This is a genomic window from Streptomyces sp. NBC_00237, from assembly GCF_026342435.1.
In the GTDB taxonomy this organism is placed as follows: domain Bacteria; phylum Actinomycetota; class Actinomycetes; order Streptomycetales; family Streptomycetaceae; genus Streptomyces.
This window is the reverse complement of sequence record NZ_JAPEMT010000004.1, coordinates 405,779-429,828: the sequence shown is the minus strand read 5'-3', so window position 1 is coordinate 429,828 and position 24,050 is coordinate 405,779. Positions and strand designations below refer to the sequence as shown.

The window sequence follows — 24,050 nt, the reverse complement described above, 5'->3', positions numbered from 1 at the left end:
TCACAGACTCCCTCGCGGAGGGCCCCGGGCACCTCCGTGCTCACCACGGAAGCCGCTACGGATAATGACTCCGTGCCCAGTCCAGTGGTCCCCTCGCCCCCGGCGGTCTCGGCCCGTGAGGCCGAAGTGCTGGCGCTGCTCGGGGAGTTCCTCAGCAACGCCGAGATAGCCGCCCGCCTGTTCATCTCCGTACGTACGGTGGAGTCGCACGTCTCCTCGCTGCTGCGCAAGCTGGAGGTGCCGGACCGGCGGGCGCTCTCCCGGTACGCGGCCGAGCAGGCCCGTACGGAAGCCGAACAGGCCCGCACGGAGGCGGCGGCGGGCCCCGCCCCCGCCCGCGCTCTCCCCGCCCCGCTGACGGCCTTCGTCGGCCGGGTGCGGGAACGCGGGGAGCTGGCCGAGGCGCTGAAGGCGCGCAGGCAGGTGACCGCCGTCGGCCCCGGCGGCGTCGGCAAGACCCGCCTCGCCCTGGCGGTCGCCGCCCAACTGGGCGACGACGAGGCGCACTTCACCGACGGGGTGTGGTTCGTCGACCTGGTCCCGGTCACCGACCCCGCCCGCATCGGCGCGACGGTGGCCGCCGCCCTCGGCGTGGGCGAGCAGCCGGGCCGCGACATCGACGAGTCGCTCCTGTCGACGTTCGCGAACCGCCGGGCCCTGCTCGTACTGGACAACTGCGAGCAGGTCCGCGACGGAGTGGGCCCGTTCCTGGAACGCCTGCTCGGGGCGTGCCCGCACCTGCACGTACTGGCCACCAGCCGGGCCCGCCTGCTGGTGCCGTTCGAATGGGTGTACCCGGTGCCGCCCCTGTCCCGGGACGGCGGCGACGCCTCCGAGGCGGTCACCCTCTTCATGGAACGCGCGGCAGCGGTCGGCCTTCCGCCCGATCCGACGGTACGGGGCCGGGTCGTGGCCCTGTGCGAGCGCCTCGACGGCATGGCGCTCGCCATCGAACTCGCCGCGGCCCGCTGGCCCACCCTCGGCCTCGACGGACTGACCGCCGGGCTCGGTGACCAGCTCCGCGTCCTGTCCGGCGGCCCGCGCGCCGCCGACCGGCACCGCTCGGTGCGGGCCGCCCTGGACTGGAGCCACGACCTCCTGTCACCGGCGGACCGGGCGCTCCTGCGCCGCGTGTCCGTCTTCGTCGCGCCGTTCACGGCACAGGCAGCGGGAGAGGTGGCGGGCGCTGCCCCGCTGACCCCGGCTTCGGTCGCCGACGGACTCGGCAGGCTCGCCGAACAGAGCCTGCTCACGGTCGTCCCCTCCGCCTCCGGCACCCGCTACCGGGCCCTGGAGACCATCCGCCAGTACGGTGCGGAGCGCCTCGCCGAGGCCGATGAGACGCTGAACGTCCGTTCCCGGCATGCGAGGTGGTGCCTGGCGGGTGCCGAGGCGCTCGGCGCGACGGACGAAGGGGCGGACTGGCGGGCCGGTTTCGACGCCCTGGCCGGAGACCTGCGGGCGGCCCTGGACTGGGCCGTCGGCGAACCGGGCCGAAGGCGGGACGCGCAGGGGCTCGCGCTGCGGCTGGCGGAGCTGACCTTCGCGCGGAACCTGCTGGGGGAGTCCCAGCAGCGCTACGAGCAGGCGGCGGAGCTGGCGGAGGAGTCGGCCGGGGTCGGGGCTGGGGCTGGGGCTGGGGCTGGGGTCGGGGCCGGGGCCGATGCGCTGCGGCATGCTGCCGGGGTCGCCGGGTGCCGACGGCACGGGGACGACATGTACCGGCTGCACGTCGCCGCCGGGGAGGCGGCCCGGCGGGCCGGGGACAGGGCTGGTGCGGCCCGTGATCTCGCGGCAGCGGCGACGGTCGCGTACCGCTTCTCCAGTGAGTTCGCGCGGCTGCCCTCGGTGCAGGAGGCCACCGCGCTGCTCGCGGAGGCGAGGACGCTGGCCGAGTCGGCCCGGTCCGGGGAGTCGTCCCGGTCCGGAGCGTCTGCCCAGCTCGGTGAGCCCGCTGAATTTGTCGAGTCATTCGGCATCCCCGACCCCACCGCCTCCGCCGGAATCGCGCTCGCCGAGGCGGCAGTGCTCGCCGACGCCTTCGGCGCCGTGCAGGGCGACGCGGACAACACCGCCCAGGAGACGGTCGGTTACGCCGAACGGGCCGTCGCCCTCGCCCGCGCCGGGGGCGACCGGGTGGCCGAGTCCGCCGCCCTCGATGCCCTCTCGGGTGCCCGCACCTGGGCGGGCGAGAGCTTCGGGGCCGCCGCCGCGGCCCGGCACCGTATCGACGTCCTCGCGGCAGCACGCCGTACCCCAGCGAGCGCACACGAACTGACCGACGCACTCGCCATGGCCGCCGCCACCGCCGTCGGCGTCGGCGATCTCCCGGCGGCCCGCCGCTGGGGCGAGCGGCTCGCCGCCCTGCCCATGCTCGCCGAAGTGGGCCACTACGCCACGTCCTGGCTGCTGGTCGCGGACGCGTTCGCGGGCAACGCCGAGGGCGTGCTCACCGGCGGCACCAGGTTCCTCGACGCCTGGGAACAGAGCGGACGCCAGCGCTCCTTCTCCCTCGGCCCCGCCGCCGCCGCGACCGCGATGGTCCACGGCCTGCGCGGCGACGAGGACGCCCGTACGACGTGGCTCGCCCTGGTCGACGACGCGGGCACCGCACGGGAATACCGCCACGGCTACGGCGCGGTTTTCGACGCGATGCTCCTGCTCCACCGGGGCGAGGCGGACGCCGCCAGGGAACGGGTCGAGGCGGAGCCCGAGGAGGTGTGGAAGTGGGTGTCGTGGATCTGGCTGCACTGGTACGTGGCCCTGCGCGCCGAGGCGGCCGTGCTCGCCGGACACCCGGAGGCCGGAGCGCGGATCGCCGCCGCCCGTCGGGTGGTCGAGGGCAATCCGGTGGCGTCGGCGCAGGTGGACAGGGCGGCGGCGCTGCTCGCGGGCGACGTCCCGCGCCTGCTGGACACGGCACGGGCCTTCGAGGCGGCGGGCTGTCGCTACCAGGCGGCGCGGACCCTGCTCCTGGCGGGGGGCGCGCACGCGAAGGCGGGGACGGAAGCGCTCGCGGCGCTGGGCTTCGAGCGGGGAATCGCCGAGTAGCCGTTCGAGGCTCAACGGGCCTTCCACTCAACGGACTTCATCCCGCCCCACCCCTTCCGGCTTTCGTCCCCCGCCGCCATGCTGGGCCGGTGACCGAGGAAGTGGCAGAGCCGAGGGACGCGGAGCCCGGTGTCTTCCGCTGGGAGACGTACCGCAGTCAACACACGAAGCAGCGGGGCGGCGACGGGGGCGTCGTCATCACGCTCCTGCACGTCGTGATGGTGGCAGGGGTCACCGTGGCGGAGCCGTGGGCCGGGCTGGTGCTGGGCGGGGTGTTCGGCGTGTTCTGGGGGAGCCTGCTGGTGCCGCCGTGGGTGCGTGACCGGCGCGCGGTGGTGTCGGCGGAGATCCGGCAGGGGCCACCGGGCGTACTGGTCCTGGTCCGGAACAACGGCAGGCGGATCGTCCGCCCGCTCGACTCGGTGACGACGGTGCGCCCGCTCACGGTGGGGTACCGGTCGGTGGACAGCAGCGCCGACCACATCCTCGAACTGCGTGTGGCGGGCCGGACGTACCGCACCCGCACCGGATTAACCCGCCCCGCGAATGACCCGGGCATCCTCCAGAACGCACTGGACCGGGCGTGCCCGCACCTGGTGATCGGCCCGCATGTCGACAAGTCGAGCTGGGTGACGGACGCGGGATAGCGGACCGGACGGGGCCCTTGAGTCTCCACCCGGTGGAGACGCCAAGCTGAACCTCATGGACAACGGCACCACCGACGACCCCCTCCACCCCATCGGCGAGCTGGCCCGCCGCACCGGCCTCCCGGTCAGGACCATCCGCTTCTACTCCGACGCCGGGATCGTCGTCCCCACGAGCCGGGGCACGAACGGCTACCGGCTGTACGGCGCGGAGGCCGTCGCCCGCCTCGAACTCGTCCGCACCCTGCGCGAACTGGGCCTCGACCTGCCCACCATCCGTACGGTCCTGGACCGGGAAGCCGCCCTCCCCGAGGTCGCGGCGGCGCACGCGAAAGCCATCGACGTACAGATCCGGACCCTGCGACTGCGCCGGGCGGTACTCACCGCTGTGGCGCGGCGCGGGGCGGAAGCAGAGGAGTTGGAACTCATGCACCGCCTTGCGAAGCTCTCCGAGGAGGAACGGCGCCGGATGACCGCGGAGTTCCTCGACGCCGCCTTCGAGGGACTGCACGCCCACCCTGCCTTCGGCGCGGTCATCCGCTCCATGACCCCTGCCCTGCCCGACGACCCGTCGACGGAGCAGATCGAGGCGTGGGTGGAGCTCGCGGAACTCTTCCAGGACGCGGACTTCCGGACGAGCGTGAACGGAATGGCCCGGAACCTGGCCTCGGACCGTGCCCCGGACGGCGACGGACTCGCGCTTCCCCGGATTCTCGCGGAAGCCGTACGTTCCCTGGTGGAACCGGCGCTGGCAGCCGGAGTCGATCCCGCCTCCGCGGAGGGCACGGCGATCGGGTCCACGTTGGCGGGGCACTACGCGCGCACCGTCGGACGGGCCGACGGCCCGGAACTGAGGTCCCGCCTGGCGGACCATCTCGCCGCGATGAACGACCCCCGCCGCGACCGCTACCTGCGACTGCTGGCGGTGGTGAACGGCTGGCCAGAACCGGACGGGATGGCTCCGGTATTGGAGTGGGCGGCGCGGTCGGTGCGCTGAAGGGACTCTGCCCTGCTTCCCGCTCCTCCCCGCTCGCCGGGCTTGCTGCGGCGTCGGCTTTCGGGGCCCCGCGCATGGGTCGGCGGAGACCTCGCGCTGCCGGGGCGGGACACTGAGACCATGTCGTGGCTCGCGGATCTCGACACGGCGGGCGGGGCGCCCCGTGCGGCGGTGTGCGCGCAGCGGGGGGCGCAAGGCTGAGGGCTTGAGGAGGGGACGGTGGGGATGAGCGAGTTCGTGGACCACGTGGATGAGGACGACCGCGTCATCGGTGTCGTCGAGCGCGCTGCGGCCATCCGCGACCGGCAGCTGCACCGCGTCGCCACCGTCGTGTGCCGCGACGCCGAGGGGCGGGTGCTCGTGCACCGGCGGCCGGGGCACCTCTCCCGCTTTCCCGGGCAGTACAACTGGCTCATCGGCGGAGCCGTCGACGCGGGCGAGAGCTATCGGGCCGCCGCCGAGCGGGAGGTGGAGGAGGAGCTGGGGGTACGGGTCCCGGTCCGGCCCCTCTTCACATTCCTGTGCCGGGGTGAGATCAGCCCGTACTGGCTCGCCGTGCACGAGGCCGTCGTCGAGGGGCGGGTGTCTCCCGACCCCGGTGAGGTCGACTGGTACGACTGGCTGACGGAGGGCACGCTCCGTGAGGTGATGAGGGAGTGGCCGTTCGTCTCCGACGGGCTGGAGGTCTTTCGACGGTACGAGCGTGAGGGCGGGGCGAGGTCCGCCTGATCGGCCCCGGGGCAGCCGACTGTCGTACTAGGCGTCGTCTCCGCCACACTCGCGACTCCGCGCCCGCCTGCTGTGCCGGGCCACTCGCACCCGGTTTCCGCATGCCGTCGTGCACCATTCACGGCGTACCGGACTCTTCACGAAGTACAGGACGCAGCCCGGCGCCGGGCAGGCCCGCACCTTCTCCCAGTCCTCCCCCGTGAACAGCCGGATCCCCTGCGCCGCGACCTCGCCCAGCGCCACCAGCAGCGGATCGGGCTCCGGCCAGCGCGGGACGACGGCGAATCCGGACCCCGCGTCCAGCTCTTCCCAACGGGCCGCCAGCCGCGCGGCCGCGTTGACCGTCTGGACGTCCCTGATCTCAGGGATACGTTGCCGGGCCCTGGCCTCGCCCAAGTGGACAAGGTCAACCACCGTTATCCCGCGTATTGGTGGTGAATGCCGGGAGTAGGCCGCTGACCTCGGACGATCGTCCCCCGCAGCAGCGTTGTCAGTGGTGCGTGCGACGATCCGGAGCATGAACGAACAGCTCGCATCGCAGGCGTCGCTGGATGGGCTGCTGCCTCTCCCCGGTCAGGCGCACACCTCGACCGTGCACGCCGACTGGGCCGCCGCCCACGATCCGGCCGCCGCCGGGATCGCACGCGACCTGGTCGACGAGATGCGCACGGAGCTGGGGCGCTCCTGGCAGAAGCCCGGCCGGTTCGTGGACGACATGGCGAGACGAGCACGGCGGCTGCCCCCGACGCACCTGCCGTGGTTCTGGGACACGGTCGGCCACCGGCTGCTGGGGTACGGCAGCCGCCCCGGCGGGCGGGCCTATGTGGCGGCCCGCACCGCCGAGGTGGACCACCGACTGCCCGTCGACCCCGCCTACCGCAGGGCCAACGCGCTGCTGTTCGCCAAGTACGGCGCCATGCCCGCCAAGGAACTGGCGGCCCATCAGCGTTTCCTCGCCGAGACGCTGGAGCCCGCCGAGGCGCACACGGCGCTGGAGGAGTTCCTCATCGCGTGGGCGCACTCGAAGGCGGACCTCCCCGCGGACCTGGTGCGCCGACTGCGGGCCTCCGCGAAGACGGCAGGCGCCCCGGACGCGGACGTCGCCCGGACGATCGGCGCGATCCTGGCCGTCACGCGCGAGAAGTCCGTGCCGGACGCGCTGCTGGCCGCCGCCGCCCCGCTCCTGACCGCCCACCCGCCGACGGACGAGGTCGCCGCCGCCCTGCTGGAGGTCTTCCCCGACGGAGCCGTCGACGGCGGCGCCTGGCTCCGGCTGCTCATCGGCTGCGGTGCGACCGCCGCGATGGAGGCCGGAAGGCTCACCCCGGAGGGCGGATTGGCCCACTGGGTCGGGCACTTCACGCGGATGTACCAATACGCGAAGCAGCCGGGCGGCGGGGTCGGCAGGCAGCAGGTGCCGGAGGAATTCCTCTACCTGATCGGCCGGTTGGGGCCCCGGCTGCGGGCCTCGCAGAAGCCGGTGGCCGTGCACTTCACCCGCTTCCACTACCAGGGGCTCGACTCGGACGTGCTGGACGCCTGCCTCGCGGCCGGGGTCCCGGTCGTCGACCCCGGCCGCGAGGTCCGGATGCGTTTCTGGGGCGAGCAGTCCCGGCGCGACCTGGCCGCCGTCGCCGCCGACCCGGTCTTCGGCCCCCTGCTGGAGGGGACCGTGCACGCGAACCTGCTGCCCAGCCGGCATGCGGCGCGCGGCCGTCGCCCCGGCTCGGCCGTCACCCTGCTGCCCGGCAACGCGGGCATCGCCCAAGGCGTGGCCGCCCGGGCGGGCAGGCTCGTCGACGCCGTCGGGGGCGGTGGCATGGCCGGGGCCGAGGAGGCGGTGGCGGAGCTGGAGACCGTACTGGACCGGCCCACGGTGTCCGCCCTCGACGGCGTCGCGGACGCCCTCGAAGCGGCGGGCGCGGCGGGTGCCCTGCGGCGCTCCCTCGCCGCCGGGCTGCCCGAGGAACTGGCCTGGCCCGCCCTGGAGTCGGCCTACGAGCGGCTCGCGGCCGATGGTGAAGAAGGGAACGGGCCGCTGCCGGGGGTGGCAGGGGTGACCTCCACCTGGCCGGTGCTGACCGTCTTCGGGCGCGACCTGGCCATCGCCGTCGCACCCGACGGGGAGCGCGGCTCGTGCCGCTTCACCGTCCCGGACGGGGCGACCATGTACGCCGTCCACTACGTCGGCGGGTCCTTCCTGGTCAGCTGGACCCTCCAGCCGAGCCCCTACTACTGCGACACCGCCGTGTGGGCCGACCGTCCCGACGAGCCGTTCACACCGGACGAGTTGTCCGGGCTCGTCCCGTTCGACGGCAGCCTGGACGGGGCGTACGGGTTCCAGTTCGAGACCGCCGACGGGGGAGGGCGGCACGGCGGCCTGCGCGTACTGCGCCCCGGCGAGACGACCGGCATCGACCGCGAGGAGCTTCAGCTCGGCGACGGCGCACACCTCTGGACCAACACCGTCTACGGCCGCAAGCCCTGGGAGACGGTCCACCGGGTCACGGGGGAGCGGCAGGGCGTCCGCCCGTTGCCGGACTTCCCCGGCCGCGCCCCGAGCCCCGACACCGAGGCGCACCTGTCCCTGGACTCCGAAGCCCTCCAGCTCGCCCCGCTGCCCGAGGGCCTGACCGGCTCCTCCCTCGGCAGCAAGGACGGCCTCGTCGGCACCCGCGTCCTCTTCCGCACCCGGCATCGCGACCACGCCCCCGACCACTACCTCGTGGAGAGCATCGACGGGCGCACCGCCCGCTTCGACATCGACCGGCAGGGCCAGGAACCCTGGGGCCTGTGGGCCGCACCGGAGGGCGCGGTCGAGGACGTCGTCCTGGCCGAGGCCCAGACCCGCACGGGAGTACGCGCCTACGCGGCCGACGGCGCCCTCCTCTGGGAACAGGACGGCCACACCGCACCCCAGCACTCCCGCCCCACCCACACCGACCGCCGGGCCACCGCCTCGGGCGGCGTCGCCCTTCCACCCGCCTTCTGGTACCTGCTGCGCACCCGCGACCCGGCCGCCTCCCGCGCCCTGCGCACCGTCGCCCGGCACACGGCGGACGCCCTGCTCGCAGCCGCCCTCACCGATCTCGAATCGGCCTCGGGACCGGCCTCGGCTGCGCTGTACACCGCCGTGACCCGGGAACTGCCCGCCCTCACCGACCCGTTCCTCATCGAGGCGGTCGCGGCCGTGACCCGGCGGGCGGCGCAGGTGGAGAAGCGGCGGCTTGCCCTGCACCACCGCGTCACCCTCCTCGGCGAGGCCCCGCCCGCGGCTCCGCGCCGCTCGGCGCTCGACGTCGACCTGATCCCGGCCCTCCACGGACTCCTCACGGACGGCTCCCGCGCCGTACGACGCCCGGCAGCGGACGCGGCCCAGCCCGCGACCCTCGCGGCCCTGGCCTCCGACGGAGCCTGCCTGGCCGGGACGATCGGGGAGGAGGTGCGCCGCCTCTCGCCCCCCGCACCGCCACACGACTGGTCACAGCTCCTGGGTGCGATCGACGCGGTGGCCTGGCGCGCGGCGGTCGCCCCGACCCCGCCCGAAGCCAGGGCCGCACTGCTCGCCCTGCTGGACACCTGGGCCGACCAGCCGTTCGCCCAAGAAGGCAGCCGCTGGTGGGCGGGGAGCACGGACGACCCGGCGGCACTGGCCGGGCTGCGCGAGGCAGGCGCGGCGGTGGCGTCGGCGGGGAGGCGCGGCGGAGGAAAGCAGCGCTGGTTCGTGACGGCGGCCGACCCCGCGAAGGGGGCCGCTGACCCCGCGACGGAGGCTGCTACCCCCGCGACGGAGCTGGCCACCGCACCCGAGGCCGCCCCCGAGCCCCTGCCGGACGCACCCCTGCCCGAGGCCCGTCTCGTCCGGATCGACCGGGACGACGCCACCCGGCTGCGGGCACTCGTGGCGGCGGTCGACACCCTGGGACCGGTTCCGCTGCCCGAGTCGGCAGCCGCGCGCTTCGCCGAACTCACCGGAGTGCGCGAGGCGTTGGCCCGCCTGGTGGTGGGAGGGCTCGTCGGCAGCGCCAACGAGGACGAGGAGAGCGCTCTGATCCGCAAGGCCCCCTACAAGGCGACCCCGCTGACGGTCGAATCGTACGGAAGCCTGCGCAAGCGCCTCGGTCAGGGCGGCCGTCGTGCGCTCCTGGCCGCCGCCCTGCCCGACGACCCCACCGACCTGTGGGGGCCGGGCGGCGTCGAGGCGGCCGTCGAGCGGATGGCCGCGGTCTGGTGCGAGCGCATCGGGGCCGAGCCCGCCGTGCACGACGAGGCCGCCGACACCCTCGAAGCGGACCTCGGGCTCTCCGAGGTGTGGGCCCGCCGCCTCGCGGGCGGCTACGCAGCGGCCCGGGACACGGCCGTGCCCGCCGTCGGCTGGGAGCTGGCGGCCAGTGCGTACGGTGCGGGAGTCGAGGTCAGGCCGATCCCTCCGGCCGGGCCCGCCCCGCGCTACGGGACACAGGTCGGCCTCCCGTGCAGGCTGATCGCGAGCGCCCTGGTCTGGGCGTGGACGGACCGCCCCGTCGGCGACCCGGCGACGGCGGGCGCGTACGACCTGTACGAACGGCTGCGCGGCGAACTCGCCCGCCCGGACCTGCTCATGGAGGTGTACTACGGCTGGGTCAAGGGCACTCCGGAGGAGCTCGCCGAGCGGTTCGGTCCCGCACGGCTGCCGGTGGCGATGCACACGCGCAAGAAGGAGGGGCCCTTCGAGGTCGTTCCCTACGACGCGGGGTCCGTGGTCGTGTGCGCCCCGAAGGGTGCGGCCTATCTGCGGCCCGCGCTCGTCGACGGTTCCGAGGCGTTGCGCAGGCTCGGTGCGGACACCGGCCTGGCCGACGAACTCGCCCGGCTGGAACCGCTGTTGGCGGGCGCCGGCCTGGAGCGCATGATGCACCGGTCGCGCTCAGGGACCGTACCGGACGGGGCGTACGAGGCGGACCCCCGTCAGTCCTGCCCCGAGCTCGTCGCCCGCGCCGCCGCACACCTGGGCACCGGCGAGGACGCTGCCGCGCTCTACCTCCAGCTCGCCGCGCTGGCCGAGCCGACCGACCGCAACGTCCGCCGCTGGAACGGCTGGTCCGCCAAGCGGCTCGGCGAGGTCCGGGCGGAACTGCTCGCTACCGGCGCGGTGCTGGAGGCCAAGCGGGCCAGGGCGGGCCGGACCCTGTTCCTCCCCGGGGAGTGGACCGAGCTCAAGTCGCCGTACCTGCCGCTGGAGACCGCCAAGCTGGCCGCGTACGCGGTGCGGCCGTGGTTCAGGGGCCAGATCTTCTCCCCGTTCCTGCGGGTGCTTCCCACGGCGCCCCTGCACGAGATGTTCGAGCGGGCGTGGGAGGGGGTGACGGCCAAGGCTTCCTGACCGTCCTCCCCGTACCGTTCCCACCCCGGCGGTAGCTCGTTCAGTTCGCCAGGCGGGCGGCCACCGGCGGCACCAGGGCCGCCTTCGGGAAGGCCCGCCGGTAGTCGCTGGGGGACACCCCGATCTGCTTGAGGAAGTGGTGGCGGAGGTTGTTCGCCGTGCCCATGCCGCTCAGCTCCGCCACCTTCTCGACCGGCAGGTCCGTCGATTCGAGGAGGCTCTGGGCCCGGCCCAGGCGCTGGTTCAGCAGCCACTGGAGCGGGGTCGTGCCGGTGGCCGCCTGGAGCTTGCGGTGCAGGGTGCGCGGGCTCATCGCCGCGCGCCGGGCCAGGTCCTCGACGGTCAGCGGTTCGTCCAGGTGCGCGCGGGCCCAGTCCAGTACGGGATTGAGGCTCCCGCAGTCGGTGTCCGGCACCGACAGGTCGATGAACTGCGCCTGCCCGCCGGGTCGGTGGGCGGGCACCACCATCCGCCGGGCCAACTGGTTGGCGACGTGCGCGCCGAGGTCGCGGCGGACCAGGTGCAGACACAGGTCGAGGCCCGCGGTGACGCCCGCGCTGGTGAGGACGTCACCGTCGTCCACGTACAGCACCGAGTCGTCGACCTCCACCTTCGGGTAGCGCGTGGCGAGCTGGGCGCTGTGCAGCCAGTGCGAGGTCGCCCGCCGCCCGTCGAGCAGCCCCGCCTCGGCGAGTGCGAACGCCCCTGTGCACAGGGACATCATCCGCGCGCCCGCCGCATGGGCCCGGCGCAGGGCGTCGATCAGTGCGGGGTCCATGGGCCGCCCCTCCTCGACGCACGGGTCGGGCACCGAGGTCACGATCACCGTGTCCGCGCCGACGAGATCGTCGAGCCCGTACGGAGTGCGCAGCGACATCCCGTACGGGGCCGCCCCCGCGCCTTCCGCCGCGGCCTCCCCCGAACGGCACAGCTTCAGGTCGTACCAGGGGATGGTCAGATCGGGCGGCGGCTGCCCGAACACGGTGAGCGGGATGCTCAGTTCATACAGGTCCCACGAGGGGACCCCGATGTCTTGCGGTACGACCACGGCCACGGAGCCGGGACCAGGGCCGGGGACAGGGGCAGGAGTAGGAGCACTCATGCCGTACAGCCTAAGCACAAGAGGTGGCAGGAATTTGGTGGTTGCCGTCACCGCTGCCACTGTTTCCGATCCGTGCGCACTGAGATCTTTGATTCACGAGATCGAACACCGCGAAAGCGGCCGAACACGGAGCAAACGAATGCTTTCTGACGCATCATCAGGGATCGGCAAGCAGGCCGTGACCGTCCTGGGCCTCGGCAACATGGGCTCCGCCCTCGCCGCCGCCCTCCTCGACCACGGCCACGAGGTCACCGTCTGGAACCGCACCCCCGGCAAGGCCCAGCCGCTCGTCGACCGGGGTGCCCGCCTCGCCGCGACCCCCCAGGAGGCCACCGCCTCCAACCAGTTGATCATCGCCTGCGTACTGGACTACGACGCGCTCTTCGGCGTCCTCGACCCCCTCGCGGACTCCCTCGCGGGCAAGACCCTCGTCAACCTCACCTCCGGCTCCCCGGAGCAGGGCCACGAGGCCGCCGCCTGGGCCGTCCAGCACGGCGTCGACTACCTCGACGGCGGCATCATGACCACCCCGCCGGGCGTGGGCACCCCCGAGGTGATGTTCCTCTACAGCGGCCCGACCGCCGTCTTCGCCACCCACCGCCCGACCCTCGGAGCCCTCGGCGACCCCCTCCACCTGGGCGAAGACCCGGGGCTCGCCTCCCTCTACGACTCCGCCCTCCTCGGCCTCATGTGGGCCACCTTCAACGGATGGCTGCACGGCACCGCCCTGGTAGGCGCGGAGAAGATCGAGGCCAGGGCCTACACCGAGATCGCCCTGCGCTGGCTGAAGACCGTCAGCGTCTTCATGGACACCTACGCCGCACAGATCGACGAGGGCCACTATCCCGGCGACGACGCCACCGTCGACGTGCAGATCGTCACCATCGACCACCTCCTGCACGCCGGTGAGTCCCGGGGCCTCGACAACGCCCTGCCCGAACTCCTCAAGGCCACCATGGAGCGCGCCAAGGCGAGGGGCCACGGCTCCGACAGCTACGCGAGCGTGATCGAGGTCCTGCGGAAGCCCGGCGGCCCGTCGTAACCCCGGCGCTGCTCCCTCGCCCCCGCCCTCCTCCCTCCTTTTCCCTCCCTCGCAAGGAGTCCTGTCATGTCCATGTCTGCACCTGCGGTCCCTCTCCCACGGATGGACAGACGCGCCTGGGGTGTCCTCTTCGTCCTCTGCGGTGCGATCTTCCTGGAGGGCATCGACGTGGCGATGCTCAATGTGGCGCTGCCCTCCATCAGGTCCGAAATGGGCCTGACCACGGGCCAGTTGCAGTGGGTGATGAGCGCCTACGTGCTCGGCTACGGCGGTTTCATGCTGCTCGGCGGGCGGGCCGCCGACCTCTTCGGCCGCCGCCGGATGTTCCTGCTCTGGCTGACCGTCTTCCTGCTCTTCTCCGGGCTCGGCGGTTTGGCCACGGAGGGCTGGATGCTGATTCTGGCCCGCTTCGTGACCGGTGTGGCCGCCGCGTTCATGACCCCGGCGGGTCTGTCGATCATCACGACGAGCTTCGCCGAGGGCCCCCAGCGCAACAAGGCCCTGCTCGTCTACTCCGGCACGGCCGCCGGCGGCTTCTCCATCGGCCTCGTCGTCGGCGGTCTGCTCACCTCCATCGACTGGCGCTGGGTCTTCTTCGCCCCGGTGCTGCTCTCCCTGGCCATCCTGATCGCCGCACTCTCCCTGCTGCCACGCGGCGAACGCCCCGAACGCAGCCCGCACGGCGTCGACTTCGGCGGAGCGATCACCGTCACCGGCGCGATCATCCTGCTCGTCCTCGGCGTGGAACGCGCCTCGCACACCGGCGCGCTGTGGACGGTGGCCACCCTCGGCGCGAGCCTGCTCCTCTTCGCCGCCTTCGTCATCCTCGAACGCCGCTCGGCGGCACCGCTCGTCCGTCTGGGCCTCCTGCGCAACGCGGCGCTCGTCAGGGCGAACGTCGTCGGCCTGCTCTTCGCCGCCGGATTCTTCGGCTTCCAGTTCATCGCCGTCCTCTACCTCCAGGAACTGCGCGGCTGGTCCACCCTCGCCACCAGCTTCGCGCTCCTCGCGATCGGCATCGACGCGATCCTCGCCCCGACCCTCACCCCGCGCCTGGTCGCCCGCTTCGGCAACGCCAGGGTCATCCTCGGCGGGCTGATCCTCGCCGCCGTCTCCTACGCCCTCTTCCTGCCGCTGGGCGCGGACCGCTCGTACGCCCTGATGTTCCCGTCCATGCTGCTGCTCGGCCTCGCGTTCTCGCTGGCGTACGGTCCGCTGACGATCGTGGCCACGGACGGCATCGCGGAGGAGGAGCAGGGCCTGGCGGGCGGACTCCTCTACACGTCCTTCCAGTTCGGCGCGGCGCTCGGTCTGTCGGCGGTCACGACGGTCAACGCGGTGGCTACCCAGGGCAGTTCGCCGGACGACCTGATCGGTGGCTTCCGGGCCGCCCTGTTCGTACCGCTGACCGCGGCACTGATCGCGGCGGTCGTGGCCGCGACGGGGCTGCGGAGGAAGAAGGGGAGGACCGCCGTGAAGGCCGCATCCGCATCCGATGCGGCCCCGACCGAGACGAGGGAGCCGCAGCACCAGTAGAGAACTGCACGTCACATGGCCGTCGCGGAACCGGGATCCCGGTTCCGCGACGGCCATGCCGCGCGCCCTGCCATGCACACCACACCACACCACCCCATCCCGCCCCACCCAGCCCCGCACCGCTCAGTTCCGCACCGCTCAGTTCCGCATCGCTCAGTTCCGCATCGCCAGGATCCAGGACGAAGGCAAGCTTCGTAGCGAGAGCGCTGCACGACGACCAGCCTATTGACGGCGGGGCGCTTAACGTTCGTGAGAACGGCGCAAGTTCGCGTTGACTTCGCGGTAGCGTCTGAGGGTGCCCCACTTCCACTCCACAACAGGCGAGCTACGAGCAGTGCTCCCTCCGCTCGTCGAAACGTGGGAGTCCTGGGCGCGCCTTCACCTGGATGGGACAACCGTCCACGGTGACCTGAACCCCCGAAACATCCTGATCGTTCCAGAGTCCGACGACGGTAGTTCTGCCCACTGTCGGGCGGTGCTGATCGACTTCGCAGCGATCCCTGACCTCCACGCCACTCAGCGCATCAGCACTCAACTGGCACGCGTCCAAGATGCCTTGGACGCAGAGATGCACCGGCGCGCCGTCATGCAGATGGTGGTCGTCAATGGACAACAGTCCGTCGCCGCCCTGCAAGCAGTCTTGGACGGCCCTGACGCGCTGACGCGGCGAGACGAGTGGGGAGGGCCAGGCCAGCCCGGCTACGGCGGCGCTGTCTATCTCGACTCGTTCTTTGCGCAGGATCCGGTAGAGGCGAATGAGCCGTGGTGTCTGCCTTCCATCACGACGAACCTGCTGAGCCAGGTAGCCAGGGCACTGTCCGGCCTCACTGTCGAGCAACTTCGTGCTCTGGCGAGTGATGTCGCGAAGATCCAGAACGTCGTCATGCGGCTGCTTCAGGACCTCATCGAACCGCCACCTCATGGACTGCTGGAGCACCACCCGCCTTCCAGCACCTCGCCGTGCGGTGTGATCAGGCGTGCGACACCGCGGGTACCCCGAGCGCCGGGAATGCCGTTGCTCTCTGACGTCTTCTCCCAACCTCTCGCGGTGGCCGCTTGACCCTTTCGGTCAGAGGCCGCCGGCCCGGACCGAAAGAACCGAAACAATGACCATGATTCGAGAACTGATCGGCCTGCTCCAGGAAGACCCCTCCAACGCATGGGTGTTGGCCCTTCTTCTCTTCATCGCAGCCTTCTTCCTCATCCCGCTCGTTGCCCCGCGAGCACAGTGGTGGAAGGAACACCTGCCTGAGGTGCACGTCAACCGCCGCCGCCGGTAACACACGGTGTTCGGCCCTCGTGCGAGGACGGGGGCCGAACTCGGGCGTGGCCCCCACGAGGTTGCTCCAGGCGATGGGCCGTCCCAGCCGGTTGCCCGTCCCGCCGAGCAGCCCCAGAAGCTGGGTCGCCGCCGCGGGATCGAAACTGCTGCTGCCCGAAGTCCCCCTCCTGGGTAGCTTTGCGAGCAGCGGCCACACGCTGCGCGTCGATGGTCACGTTGGAGATGCCCCTCCTTCCGAGGCCGCCTCCTTGCTGGCCCCGTGTGGTGATCGAAGCGCCCCTTGGGCGTCTCCGTCAGGTGGGGGTTCAGTGGCCCATGCCGACGCCGCCGTCCACGGGCAGTACCGCGCCGGTGATGTACGAGGCCGCAGAGCTGGCGAGGAAGCGCACGGCGGCGGCGATCTCTTCGGGCTGCGCGATGCGGCCCAGCGGGGTCTGCGCGACCATCGCGTCCATCCGCTCCTGGGGCAGATTCTCGGTCATGCGGGAGGCGGTGAGGCCGGGGGCGACCACGTTGGAGGTGATGCCCCGCGACCCGTACTCGCGGGCAAGGGAGCGGGCGAAGCCGACCAGGCCCGCTTTGGAAGCGGCATAGTTCGACAGGCCCGCTTCCCCGAGCAGGCCCACCGCCGAGGATACGAAGACCATGCGCCCGCCCTTGGCGCGCAGCATGCCTGGGCTGGCCCGCTTCGCCACCCGGTAGGCGGAGGTCAGGTTGGTGTCGAGGACGTCGGTGAAGTCGAGTTCCGACATCCGTGCCAGCAGGCTGCCCCGGGTGATTCCGGCGCAGTGCACCAGGACCTCGACGGGGCCGTGTGCCTCCTCGGCGCGATGGAACGCCCTGTCGACGTCGTCGGGGGAGGTGACGTCGCAGTGCACACCCAGGACTCCGGCCGGTGGTTCGCTCGCACGACAGGTCACCGCGACGTGATCACCGTCGGCGGCCATGGCCTGGGCTATCGCGAGGCCGATGCCTCGGTTGCCACCGGTGATGAAGACGCTGCGGCCCATGGGGGTCCCTTTCGCGGTTCTGGTTGATACCGGCTCCGCTCCGGCAGGTCACGCCGTGCGGGCAAGCGCGCCGGGTACCCGCTCCTGCGGGGGCCTGACGGTGGATCAACTCTGACACCTGGATTGAACGCGTTCGATGGATATCCCTATCCGTACATCTCCAGTACTGGCGGAACTGGTCCTCCCGGTACCGGTGCAGCGGCCACTGGGCGACGGAGCTGTTGCGTGATTGCCTGAATGCCCGAAAAGCGAAGCGGGGGCTAGAGGGCGGCCTGCCATCGTCCCCCGTGAGCTTCCCGTACCCGGTACGCCGCCTCACTCAGCCCGACGCCGGCCGCAGCGAGTTCCACGGACGAATCCAGGACGCGCGCCAGCAGGTCGCGGATCTCGATCACCCCGGACCGTCCGGTGATGTGCCCGTGTCGACACGCTGTCCCCCTCTCGCCCCCCGCGACGGCCTTGGTGCCCTACCAGCGACCGGGCGTCACGTGAATCGCCTGCTCAGAGTGCGTTTCTCGTTGAGTGGAAGCCCTTGGCAACCGCCCGCGCAACGCCGTGAACAAGGTCCTGAAGGGGGCGCGGATGCATCCGTGACGTGGTCGGCTGCAGTTCGGTCGTCCCGTCGAGGGCTTCTTCGCGCCGTTTTGACAACCCGTCGAGACCAATTTACCTTCATCGTGGAATTGCTTCATGATGGAGGTAACTGGCGTGCGTGACTCGTCCCCCACCCTTGACGAGACGGCCGAGCCCTACCGCTGGCGGTGGCTGATCCTGGTGGTGGTGATCGTCGCGGAGGTCATGGACCTCCTGGACGCCTCGATCGTCAACGTCGCGGGGCCGGACCTGGAGAAGTCGCTCGGGGCCGGTTCCGTCGGGCTGCAATGGGTGATCGGCGGCTACGCCCTCACGCTGGGCGCCGGACTGGTTCTCGGCGGCAGGCTCGGCGACCGGTACGGCCGGCGCCGGATGTTCCTGATCGGCCTGGCGGCCTTCACCGCGAGCTCGCTGCTGTGCGCGGCCGCGCCGAACATCGAGGCGCTGATCGGCTTCCGCCTGATCCAGGGCACGGCTGGGGCCATGCTGCTGCCCCAGGGCCTGGGCCTGCTGCGCGAGAACTTCTCCGGCCCCGAACTCACCCGGGTCTTCGCGATCTTCGGTCCCGTCCTCGGCCTGGGCGGCATCATCGGCCCGGTCCTGGGCGGCTTCCTGATCGAGGGCGACTTCTTCGGTCTGGGCTGGCGGTCGGTGTTCCTGATCAACCTGCCCATCGGATTCGCGGCGCTGGTCCTCGCCGCGAAGTTCGTGCCTAAGAAGGCGGGCGACCGTGCGGTACGGGTCGACCTGACGGGCGCTGCCCTCGTCGTGGCTTCCTGCGCACTCCTGGTACTGCCGCTCAACCAGGGGCAGGAGGACGGCTGGCCGCTGTGGTCGTGGCTGTGCATGGCCGCCTCGATGGTCGGCTTCGCCCTCTTCGCCCTCCAGCAGCGCCGAACGGCCGCCGAGGGCCGTGAACCGCTGGTGACACCGGGCCTCCTGCGCAAGCCCGCCTTCACCGTCGGACTCGGCGGCATCGCCCTGTTCTTCGGCGGGCTCGTCGGCACCCAGCTCACGCTGACCCTGTTCCTCCAGCTCGGCCAGCACTTCAGCGCCGGTGACGCGGGGCTCGGCAACCTGCCCCTCGCGGTGGGAACGGCGATCGGCGGCGCGGTCAGCGGCGCGTTCCTCGCGGACCGGATCGGCCGCAAGGTGCTGCAGATCGGACCGCTGGTCCAACTGGCCGGTGCGGCTCTGCTGTGGATCGAGCTCGACGGCCTCGACACCGGCTCGTTCTCGATCTGGGACATCGCTCCCGGCGTGACGGTGGCGGGCATCGGTGCGGGCATGGTGATCGCCGCCCTGTTCAGCTTCATCCTGGCCGCGGTCGACGACGACGAGATCGGGTCCGCCTCCGGCGTCCTGTCGGCGGTCCAGGCGGTCGGCGGCTCCATCGGCGTCGCGGTCTTCGGCTCGGTGTTCTTCGCCCGGGCCAAGACCGGCGACTTCACCACCGGCTTCCACCACGCGCTGATCGTCCAGGCATGTCTCCTGGTGGGCTTCCTCGCCATCACCTTCCTGCTGCCCAAGAAGGCCCGTCCCGAAGAAGAGCAGCACGGCGTCACCACCCACGCCAAGCACGGTGAAGGTGAAGGCGAGCACGCCAAGCAGCGCGTCACCGGGTGAGGCGGGGGAGTCGCGGGGGCGGGCCTGCACCGCAGGTTCCTGCCCGCCGACGCCTCACCCCTCGGGAAACGCGGCCTCCGTGAGTTCCTGGGACACCTGCCAGACGCGGCGGGCTTCGTCGGCGCCGCGCAAGCGGGAGTGGAGCTTCTGTTCGGCCGGGGGGCCGCCCAGGTGCCCGGGGCCGCTCGGTCCGTAGAGGCGGGAGCCCCGGGCGGAGGTTGATGGCGCCCCGGTTCTGGTGGCGGTGGCGAGGCCGGTGCCGTCACTGGCCCCGGTGACGACGGCACGCTGACCGGTCAGCCCGGGGAGGGGGCTTCCGGGGCTTCCGGGACTGTTGTCACGGCCGGGCCCCTCGGGGCCTCCGGTGCCGGTGGCCCCTCCATCCGTACGCCCCGCACCACCACCACGATCACGCAGAACGCGATCAGGATCTCCGCCCAGAAGAAGGCGAGGTAGTCCAGCAGGCTGCCGATCGGCGGCGTGCCCGGGGCTGCGTTGCGGAAGGCCGCCAGTGCGAAGAGGGTGGCGGCCATCCAGCTCAGCGCGGGCCAGGTCAGGCCCTTGCGCCGACTGACCAGGAACCAGCTGCCCATCAGCACCGCCACCGCCAGCGCCCACATCGCGCACATCATGAACACGGCGAAGACCAGCACGCTCCGGGAGCGGGACACGTCCGCGCTGAAGGCGACCGCGTCCCGCACCGTCGTGCCCCCGACGTCGAGGGCGAACAGGGCGTCGCTGCTGGAGAGGGTCATGCGCACGGGGACGCCCTCCCCGGCCAGCACCGCCCCGAACTCCAACTCCGCCGCGTACGCGTCGAAGGGGTAGTCCGTGACGGAGCCGCCCGTCAGCGTGACCGGTACGTCGACGCTCGCGATGCGGCGGTGGGCGGGGAAGGACAGGTCGCCGCGCACCGAGGGCGAGGTCTGGAGGGTGAGGTCCTCGACCGGGGCCACCCCGCCCGCCTCCGCGTACGCGCCGCGCGGTGTGACCCGTACCCGCAGCGCCAGCTCCCGGCCGAGGGCGTCGACGCGCTGGACGGACGCGTCGATGTCGATACGGTCCGGGGCCGAACTGCCCACGGTCGAGCGGGCGTCCTGGTCCTCGCGCTCGCCGAACTGGAGCCAGAGGCCGCCGAGTACGGCCGCCGTGACGGTGAGGAGGATCAGGACCGTGCCCAGGAGCCCGGGGCGGCGGGGGGATGTCGTGGCCATCGTCAGGCAGCGGGCTTTCCGGGCTGGTCGTGCGTGGAGCAGTGGATGCCACCACCGCCGGAGGCGATGGTGTCGATCGTGACCTGGACGACGTCCCGCCGGGGGAAGTGCTCCTGGAGGATGCCTCGGGCCCTGTCGTCCGCCTTGCGGTCGCCGAACTTCGGCATGAAGACGGAGTCGTTGGCGACGTAGAAGTTGGCGTACGTCGACACGAAGTCGTCGCCCTCGCCGGTGATGCGGTCCAGGTCGGGCTGGGGGAGGTCGATGATCTCGAACTTCCGGCCGCGCGCGTCGGTGGCGCGGGAGAGCACCGAGCGGGCCTGGTCGGCGGAGCGGGACCAGGAGTCGGGAGGCGTGCCGGGGAACGCCTGGTCCAAGAGGACGACACCGGGTGCGGTGAACCGTACGAGACTGTCCACGTGCGCGTCGGTGATGTCCTGGCCTCGGACGCCCGCCAGCCAGACGACCTTCTCGACGCCGAGGGTCGACATCAGCTCCTTCGTGATCTGGTCCCGGTTCTTGCCCCGGTTGCGGTTGTCGTTGACGATCGAGCTCTCGGTGACGAGGAGGGTTCCCTCGCCGTCGGTCTCGAAGGAACCGCCCTCCGCGACGAGCGGTGCCTGGACGCGCGGGACGCCGTACTTGGCGAGCAGCGTGCGGCCGACCTTGGCGTCGCTGCCGTGCTCCTGCTTGTTGCCCCAGCCGTTGAAGTTGAAGTCGACGCCGACGACCTCGTCGCCCTCCTCCACGAAGACCGGGACGGTGTCGCGGGCCCACAGGTCGTCCACCGGGAGGGCGATGACCTCGACGTCCGAGCCGCACGCCCGCTGGGCCGCTTTCTGCTGGTCCGGGCGGGCCATCATGACGACCGCCTCGTACTTCCCGACCGCCCGGGCGATGCGCGCGATGTCCTCGCGCACGTAGCGGAGGTCGTTCTCCCACACGGATTCCAGGGCGGGCCAGGACATGAAGGTACGGGTGTGGCTGTCCCACTCGGCGCCGAAGCGGCGGCGTTCGGTGGACGGGGCCGCAGTTACCGAGGAGTCCCCGGCCGGGGTGACCGCGCCCGTGGTCTTCGGGGAGTCCTCGGGGCCGCAGGCGGTGGCACCGAGGGCGACGGCGCCGCCGATCCCGGCGAAGGCACGCAGGGTCGTACGGCGAGAGAAGCTGCCGGTACGGAAGGGGGAGGGGAGGAAGCGGGACACGGGGGACTCCGATCGTGGGCTGGGCGAGGCTAACGGGCAGCCGCGCACGCGACGTGAGGCGCGCGCGGCGGGCGGGACCTACGGACCCGGACTTCACGCGAGTGGCGTCCCGTCCTTTCCATGCCGGTGAGGTGGTGGGGGAGGCGGCGGTGCCCTGCGTGGGTGGGGGTGGCCGACCTATGTGGGGGTGGCCGAGACGACGTCACTGTGACACTGACTGGATTTTCAGTCAAACTGGGAGGGGTGAGGTTGAGGTGGATTCTGCCTGGTCGGGGCAGGTACGCAGGTGAGGGACTGGATGGGGGTGGCGCAGGATCGTCCGAGGGTCCTGACGGTCCGGATAGGGTTGACGGCATGGCGTCTCGTAGTACTCAGATCCTTGAAGCGGCCGCCCGGGTCATCGCCCGGCGCGGGGTCCGCGGGCTCCGCGTGGAGGAATTGGCCACCGAGGCCGGTGTCTCGACCGGCCTCATCTACTACCACTTCAAGGACCGCACCGGGGTCCTGCGCCACACGCTGGAGTTCATCAACGACCGCGCCGAGCGGTACACGACCACCCAGGACCCCGACGCCGAGCCGCTCGCTCCGCGCGAGGAGCTGGAACAGGTCCTGCTGCTGGAGCTCCAGGACACCCCCGAGGTGCGCGAGAACAGCTCCGCCTGGGGAGAACTCCAGGCCAGCGCCGTGTTCGATCCCGTACTGAGGGAGGATCTCGCGCGGGCCACGCTCCAGTGGGTGCAGGAGGTGGCGATCCTCCTCGGGCAGGTGCGGCCCATGGCGTCGGCCGCCTCACTGGCCTCCTCCGCCGAGCGGCTCACCGCCCTCCTCCAGGGGTTGAGCATGCGGTGGCTGAGCGGGAGCCTCGGCATCGAGCACGCGCGGACCCTCATGCGGGAGGCGGTCGCTGTGGAGGTGGCGGGGTTGCGGCAGCTGTAGCTGCCGGTCCGGTTCCGCGGGCTCGGTTCGGCCCGTTCGGGGTTCGTTCCGGCGGAGGGGTTTCCCGGGTTTCGCCGTGTCTGGCGTAGGTGATGTCCCGTATGCGCAGAGTTATGACTGAAATTTCAGTCAGTACGGCAATGAGTGCTCTCCAGCCCTCTGCCTCTCTCGCAGGGGTCTCGCCGGGGCTGCAAAGCGCAGCGAGCACCGCGCGCCGGGGGAGGGCCGCCACATCGACCCGTACGAGTACGCGTCCGTGCACGGGCCCCGTGCGGGGACCGGTTTCGGATCCGGCCACGTCGACGCGACCTCCTGCTTCCTGGCTTCGTACGCCACCTACTACCTCTGCAACGGGGCTGTCATCAGCACCCACTTCGGCGATACGACGGCCGACCGGGCGGCGGTCGGCGGCGGCATCCACTGCGTGACGCGGCAACAGCCCGCCGTGTGACGGGCGGGATGCGTTCGGGCGCGGGAGATCAGGCGCGGGAAAACAGGCGTGTGAGATCAGGCGTGTGAGATCGCTCCGGTTCGGGGCGTACGGCAGCGCACATCGCCGTACGCTCCGGACCATGAAGGAACAAGAGATGCTCTCCAGGGTGATCGGCGTGCTGACCCAGAGCGGCCAGTGGTACCGGGACATCCACCGCGATCCGCACGGGCACGAGCCCGCCGACGGGCGTGTGGTCGGCGAGCTGGTGGCGGAGCTGCTCGACGGGGCGCTGCCGACGGGTCTTTCCGAGGAGGAGGAAAGGGAGTTGCGGCGGTCGACCGCGCGCCTGGTGAGCGTGTTCGCCTTCGTCTTCCACCAGTTGGCGGAGGTGCACGACACGGGGCGCGGTGACACCTCGTCGAGCGAGCTGCTCCAGCAGCTGGCGCTGAAGGCCGGTTACGGGAAGGGGGAGGACTGAGCGGAGGCGGCGGGGGAGTCCGTCCGGGTCTTCCGCCGGGGAGGTCCGCCCGCCTCCGTCCGGGTGACCGGCACGGTGTCATTTCCGACTCCGCCCGGGTCCGGGAGAACATGGACCGTTCATCGCACCAGTAACTCCTGACCCGGAAGGCCCGCAACCGTGCGCCGTCGCTCGTTCGTCCTCACCGTCTCCGCCGCCGTTCTGGCGGTTCCGTTCCTCTCCGGCTGCTCCAGCGCCGAGGAGCCGACCGCCGAGAAGTCCACGTCGAGCAAGCCCGCCGCCCCGGGCAAGAACGTCTTCTTCGACGTCGCCATCGACGGCAAGCCCGCCGGGCGCATCGAATTCGCCCTGCGCGACGACGTCGCGCCGCGCACCGCCGCGAACTTCCGTGCCCTGGCCACCGGCGAGAAGGGCTTCGGCTACAAGAAGTCGACCTTCCACCGGATCATCCCGGACTTCATGCTTCAGGGCGGCGACTTCACCGCGGGCGACGGCACCGGCGGCAAGAGCATCTACGGCGAGACCTTCAAGGACGAGGACTTCTCGCTGAAGCACACCGACGCGGGCACGCTCTCGATGGCCAACAGCGGCCCGAACACGAACGGTTCGCAGTTCTTCGTCACCACGGCCGCCACCCCGTGGCTCGACGGCAAGCACGTCGTCTTCGGCAAGGTCGTCAAGGGCATGGACGTCGTCCGCAAGGCGGAGGCGCAGGGCTCGCAGGAGGGGACCACCAAGGCCCCGGTCACCATCACCGACTCCGGAGTCGTCTGATCCCCCGCACGCGCGGGCGGCGATGCGTCTCGTAC

At 71.9% G+C, this 24,050-nt stretch carries 20 protein-coding genes and 1 pseudogene; 14 read left to right on the top strand and 7 right to left on the bottom strand.

Annotation, left to right across the window (positions count from 1 at the left end):
- The first annotated feature begins 72 nt into the window (after positions 1-72).
- The 4 genes from OG897_RS34350 to OG897_RS34335 all read left to right on the top strand — a co-directional run bounded on the left by OG897_RS34350 (position 73) and on the right by OG897_RS34335 (position 5,421).
- Entirely contained in the window at positions 73-3,051 is a 2,979-nt protein-coding gene (locus OG897_RS34350; protein WP_266663163.1) for a LuxR C-terminal-related transcriptional regulator, read from the top strand.
- Between the two features lie 89 nt (positions 3,052-3,140).
- Positions 3,141-3,698, top strand: a complete 558-nt coding sequence (locus OG897_RS34345) for a hypothetical protein (protein WP_266663161.1) — start codon at positions 3,141-3,143, stop codon at positions 3,696-3,698.
- Between the two features lie 55 nt (positions 3,699-3,753).
- Entirely contained in the window at positions 3,754-4,692 is a 939-nt protein-coding gene (locus OG897_RS34340) for a MerR family transcriptional regulator (RefSeq protein ID WP_266663159.1), read from the top strand.
- 225 nt (positions 4,693-4,917) lie between these two features.
- Positions 4,918-5,421 carry an NUDIX hydrolase gene (locus OG897_RS34335; RefSeq protein ID WP_266663158.1) on the top strand — a complete coding sequence of 168 codons (504 nt, stop codon included), beginning with the start codon at positions 4,918-4,920 and terminating at the stop codon, positions 5,419-5,421.
- A 27-nt stretch (positions 5,422-5,448) separates the two neighbouring features.
- Here OG897_RS34335 and OG897_RS40910 read toward each other — a convergent pair whose 3' ends face one another.
- Positions 5,449-5,817 carry a CGNR zinc finger domain-containing protein gene (locus tag OG897_RS40910; protein WP_323188145.1) on the bottom strand — a complete coding sequence of 123 codons (369 nt, stop codon included), beginning with the start codon at positions 5,815-5,817 and terminating at the stop codon, positions 5,449-5,451.
- Between the two features lie 121 nt (positions 5,818-5,938).
- Between OG897_RS40910 and OG897_RS34325 the strand changes: the two genes are divergently transcribed.
- Positions 5,939-10,783: a hypothetical protein gene (locus OG897_RS34325; protein WP_266663156.1), complete on the top strand. Its 4,845-nt coding sequence runs from the start codon at positions 5,939-5,941 to the stop codon at positions 10,781-10,783.
- 40 nt (positions 10,784-10,823) lie between these two features.
- On the opposite strand, the gene OG897_RS34320 is transcribed toward OG897_RS34325, so the two are convergent.
- Positions 10,824-11,885, bottom strand: a complete 1,062-nt coding sequence (locus OG897_RS34320; protein WP_266663154.1) for a GlxA family transcriptional regulator — start codon at positions 11,883-11,885, stop codon at positions 10,824-10,826.
- Positions 11,886-12,024: 139 nt separating this feature from the next.
- On the opposite strand from OG897_RS34320, the gene OG897_RS34315 reads away from it, so the two are divergent.
- From OG897_RS34315 to OG897_RS34300, 4 genes are all read left to right on the top strand, one after another.
- Positions 12,025-12,927, top strand: coding sequence for an NAD(P)-dependent oxidoreductase (locus OG897_RS34315; RefSeq protein ID WP_266663152.1), 903 nt, complete (start codon positions 12,025-12,027; stop codon positions 12,925-12,927).
- 102 nt (positions 12,928-13,029) lie between these two features.
- Positions 13,030-14,463: an MFS transporter gene (locus OG897_RS34310; protein WP_266663150.1), complete on the top strand. Its 1,434-nt coding sequence runs from the start codon at positions 13,030-13,032 to the stop codon at positions 14,461-14,463.
- Between the two features lie 475 nt (positions 14,464-14,938).
- The gene (locus OG897_RS34305; RefSeq protein WP_266663149.1) at positions 14,939-15,523 is read left to right on the top strand and encodes a hypothetical protein; all 585 of its coding nucleotides are present in this window, start codon (positions 14,939-14,941) and stop codon (positions 15,521-15,523) included.
- A gap of 46 nt (positions 15,524-15,569) precedes the next feature.
- Entirely contained in the window at positions 15,570-15,743 is a 174-nt protein-coding gene (locus OG897_RS34300) for a hypothetical protein (protein ID WP_266663148.1), read from the top strand.
- A 307-nt stretch (positions 15,744-16,050) separates the two neighbouring features.
- Here the strand turns inward: OG897_RS34300 and fabG are convergent, their stop codons facing one another.
- Complete coding sequence (gene fabG / locus OG897_RS34295; RefSeq protein ID WP_266663147.1) at positions 16,051-16,755, bottom strand: 3-oxoacyl-ACP reductase FabG; 705 nt, start codon at positions 16,753-16,755, stop codon at positions 16,051-16,053.
- Between the two features lie 260 nt (positions 16,756-17,015).
- Positions 17,016-17,150, bottom strand: a complete 135-nt coding sequence (locus OG897_RS34290) for a hypothetical protein (RefSeq protein ID WP_266663146.1) — start codon at positions 17,148-17,150, stop codon at positions 17,016-17,018.
- Positions 17,151-17,445: 295 nt separating this feature from the next.
- Here OG897_RS34290 and OG897_RS34285 point away from each other — a divergent pair, with 295 nt between their 5' ends.
- The gene (locus OG897_RS34285) at positions 17,446-18,975 is read left to right on the top strand and encodes an MFS transporter (protein ID WP_266663144.1); all 1,530 of its coding nucleotides are present in this window, start codon (positions 17,446-17,448) and stop codon (positions 18,973-18,975) included.
- Between the two features lie 54 nt (positions 18,976-19,029).
- Here the strand turns inward: OG897_RS34285 and OG897_RS34280 are convergent.
- The 3 genes and pseudogenes from OG897_RS34280 to OG897_RS34270 form a co-directional block, all read right to left on the bottom strand.
- Positions 19,030-19,188: pseudogene (locus OG897_RS34280) on the bottom strand (short chain dehydrogenase); the annotation flags it as partial.
- 83 nt (positions 19,189-19,271) lie between these two features.
- Complete coding sequence (locus OG897_RS34275) at positions 19,272-20,189, bottom strand: DUF4436 family protein (protein ID WP_266663142.1); 918 nt, start codon at positions 20,187-20,189, stop codon at positions 19,272-19,274.
- Positions 20,190-20,191: 2 nt separating this feature from the next.
- A complete protein-coding gene (locus OG897_RS34270) occupies positions 20,192-21,394 on the bottom strand; it encodes an agmatine/peptidylarginine deiminase (RefSeq protein WP_266663140.1) in 1,203 nt (400 codons plus the stop codon).
- A 354-nt stretch (positions 21,395-21,748) separates the two neighbouring features.
- Between OG897_RS34270 and OG897_RS34265 the strand changes: the two genes are divergently transcribed.
- The 4 genes from OG897_RS34265 (at position 21,749) to OG897_RS34250 (ending at position 24,015) form a co-directional block, all read left to right on the top strand.
- The gene (locus tag OG897_RS34265; RefSeq protein ID WP_266663138.1) at positions 21,749-22,330 is read left to right on the top strand and encodes a TetR/AcrR family transcriptional regulator; all 582 of its coding nucleotides are present in this window, start codon (positions 21,749-21,751) and stop codon (positions 22,328-22,330) included.
- Between the two features lie 256 nt (positions 22,331-22,586).
- Positions 22,587-22,781, top strand: a complete 195-nt coding sequence (locus OG897_RS34260) for a hypothetical protein (protein ID WP_266663137.1) — start codon at positions 22,587-22,589, stop codon at positions 22,779-22,781.
- Between the two features lie 121 nt (positions 22,782-22,902).
- Positions 22,903-23,241 carry a hypothetical protein gene (locus tag OG897_RS34255; RefSeq protein WP_266663136.1) on the top strand — a complete coding sequence of 113 codons (339 nt, stop codon included), beginning with the start codon at positions 22,903-22,905 and terminating at the stop codon, positions 23,239-23,241.
- Between the two features lie 312 nt (positions 23,242-23,553).
- Positions 23,554-24,015 (top strand): peptidylprolyl isomerase, encoded by a 462-nt coding sequence (locus OG897_RS34250; protein ID WP_266663729.1) that lies wholly within the window; start codon positions 23,554-23,556, stop codon positions 24,013-24,015.
- The last annotated feature ends 35 nt before the right edge of the window (positions 24,016-24,050 follow it).

Coding starts and splice junctions, on each gene's coding strand:
- OG897_RS34325 (WP_266663156.1), top strand. CDS start 5,939: ATGAACGAACAGCTCGCATCGCAGGCGTCGCTGGATGGGCTGCTGCCT.
- fabG (WP_266663147.1), bottom strand. CDS start 16,755: ATGGGCCGCAGCGTCTTCATCACCGGTGGCAACCGAGGCATCGGCCTC.
- OG897_RS34310 (WP_266663150.1), top strand. CDS start 13,030: ATGGACAGACGCGCCTGGGGTGTCCTCTTCGTCCTCTGCGGTGCGATC.
- OG897_RS34320 (WP_266663154.1), bottom strand. CDS start 11,885: ATGAGTGCTCCTACTCCTGCCCCTGTCCCCGGCCCTGGTCCCGGCTCC.
- OG897_RS34275 (WP_266663142.1), bottom strand. CDS start 20,189: ATGGCCACGACATCCCCCCGCCGCCCCGGGCTCCTGGGCACGGTCCTG.
- OG897_RS34265 (WP_266663138.1), top strand. CDS start 21,749: ATGGCGTCTCGTAGTACTCAGATCCTTGAAGCGGCCGCCCGGGTCATC.
- OG897_RS34255 (WP_266663136.1), top strand. CDS start 22,903: ATGAAGGAACAAGAGATGCTCTCCAGGGTGATCGGCGTGCTGACCCAG.
- OG897_RS34300 (WP_266663148.1), top strand. CDS start 15,570: ATGACCATGATTCGAGAACTGATCGGCCTGCTCCAGGAAGACCCCTCC.
- OG897_RS34335 (WP_266663158.1), top strand. CDS start 4,918: ATGAGCGAGTTCGTGGACCACGTGGATGAGGACGACCGCGTCATCGGT.
- OG897_RS34340 (WP_266663159.1), top strand. CDS start 3,754: ATGGACAACGGCACCACCGACGACCCCCTCCACCCCATCGGCGAGCTG.
- OG897_RS34315 (WP_266663152.1), top strand. CDS start 12,025: ATGCTTTCTGACGCATCATCAGGGATCGGCAAGCAGGCCGTGACCGTC.
- OG897_RS34285 (WP_266663144.1), top strand. CDS start 17,446: ATGATGGAGGTAACTGGCGTGCGTGACTCGTCCCCCACCCTTGACGAG.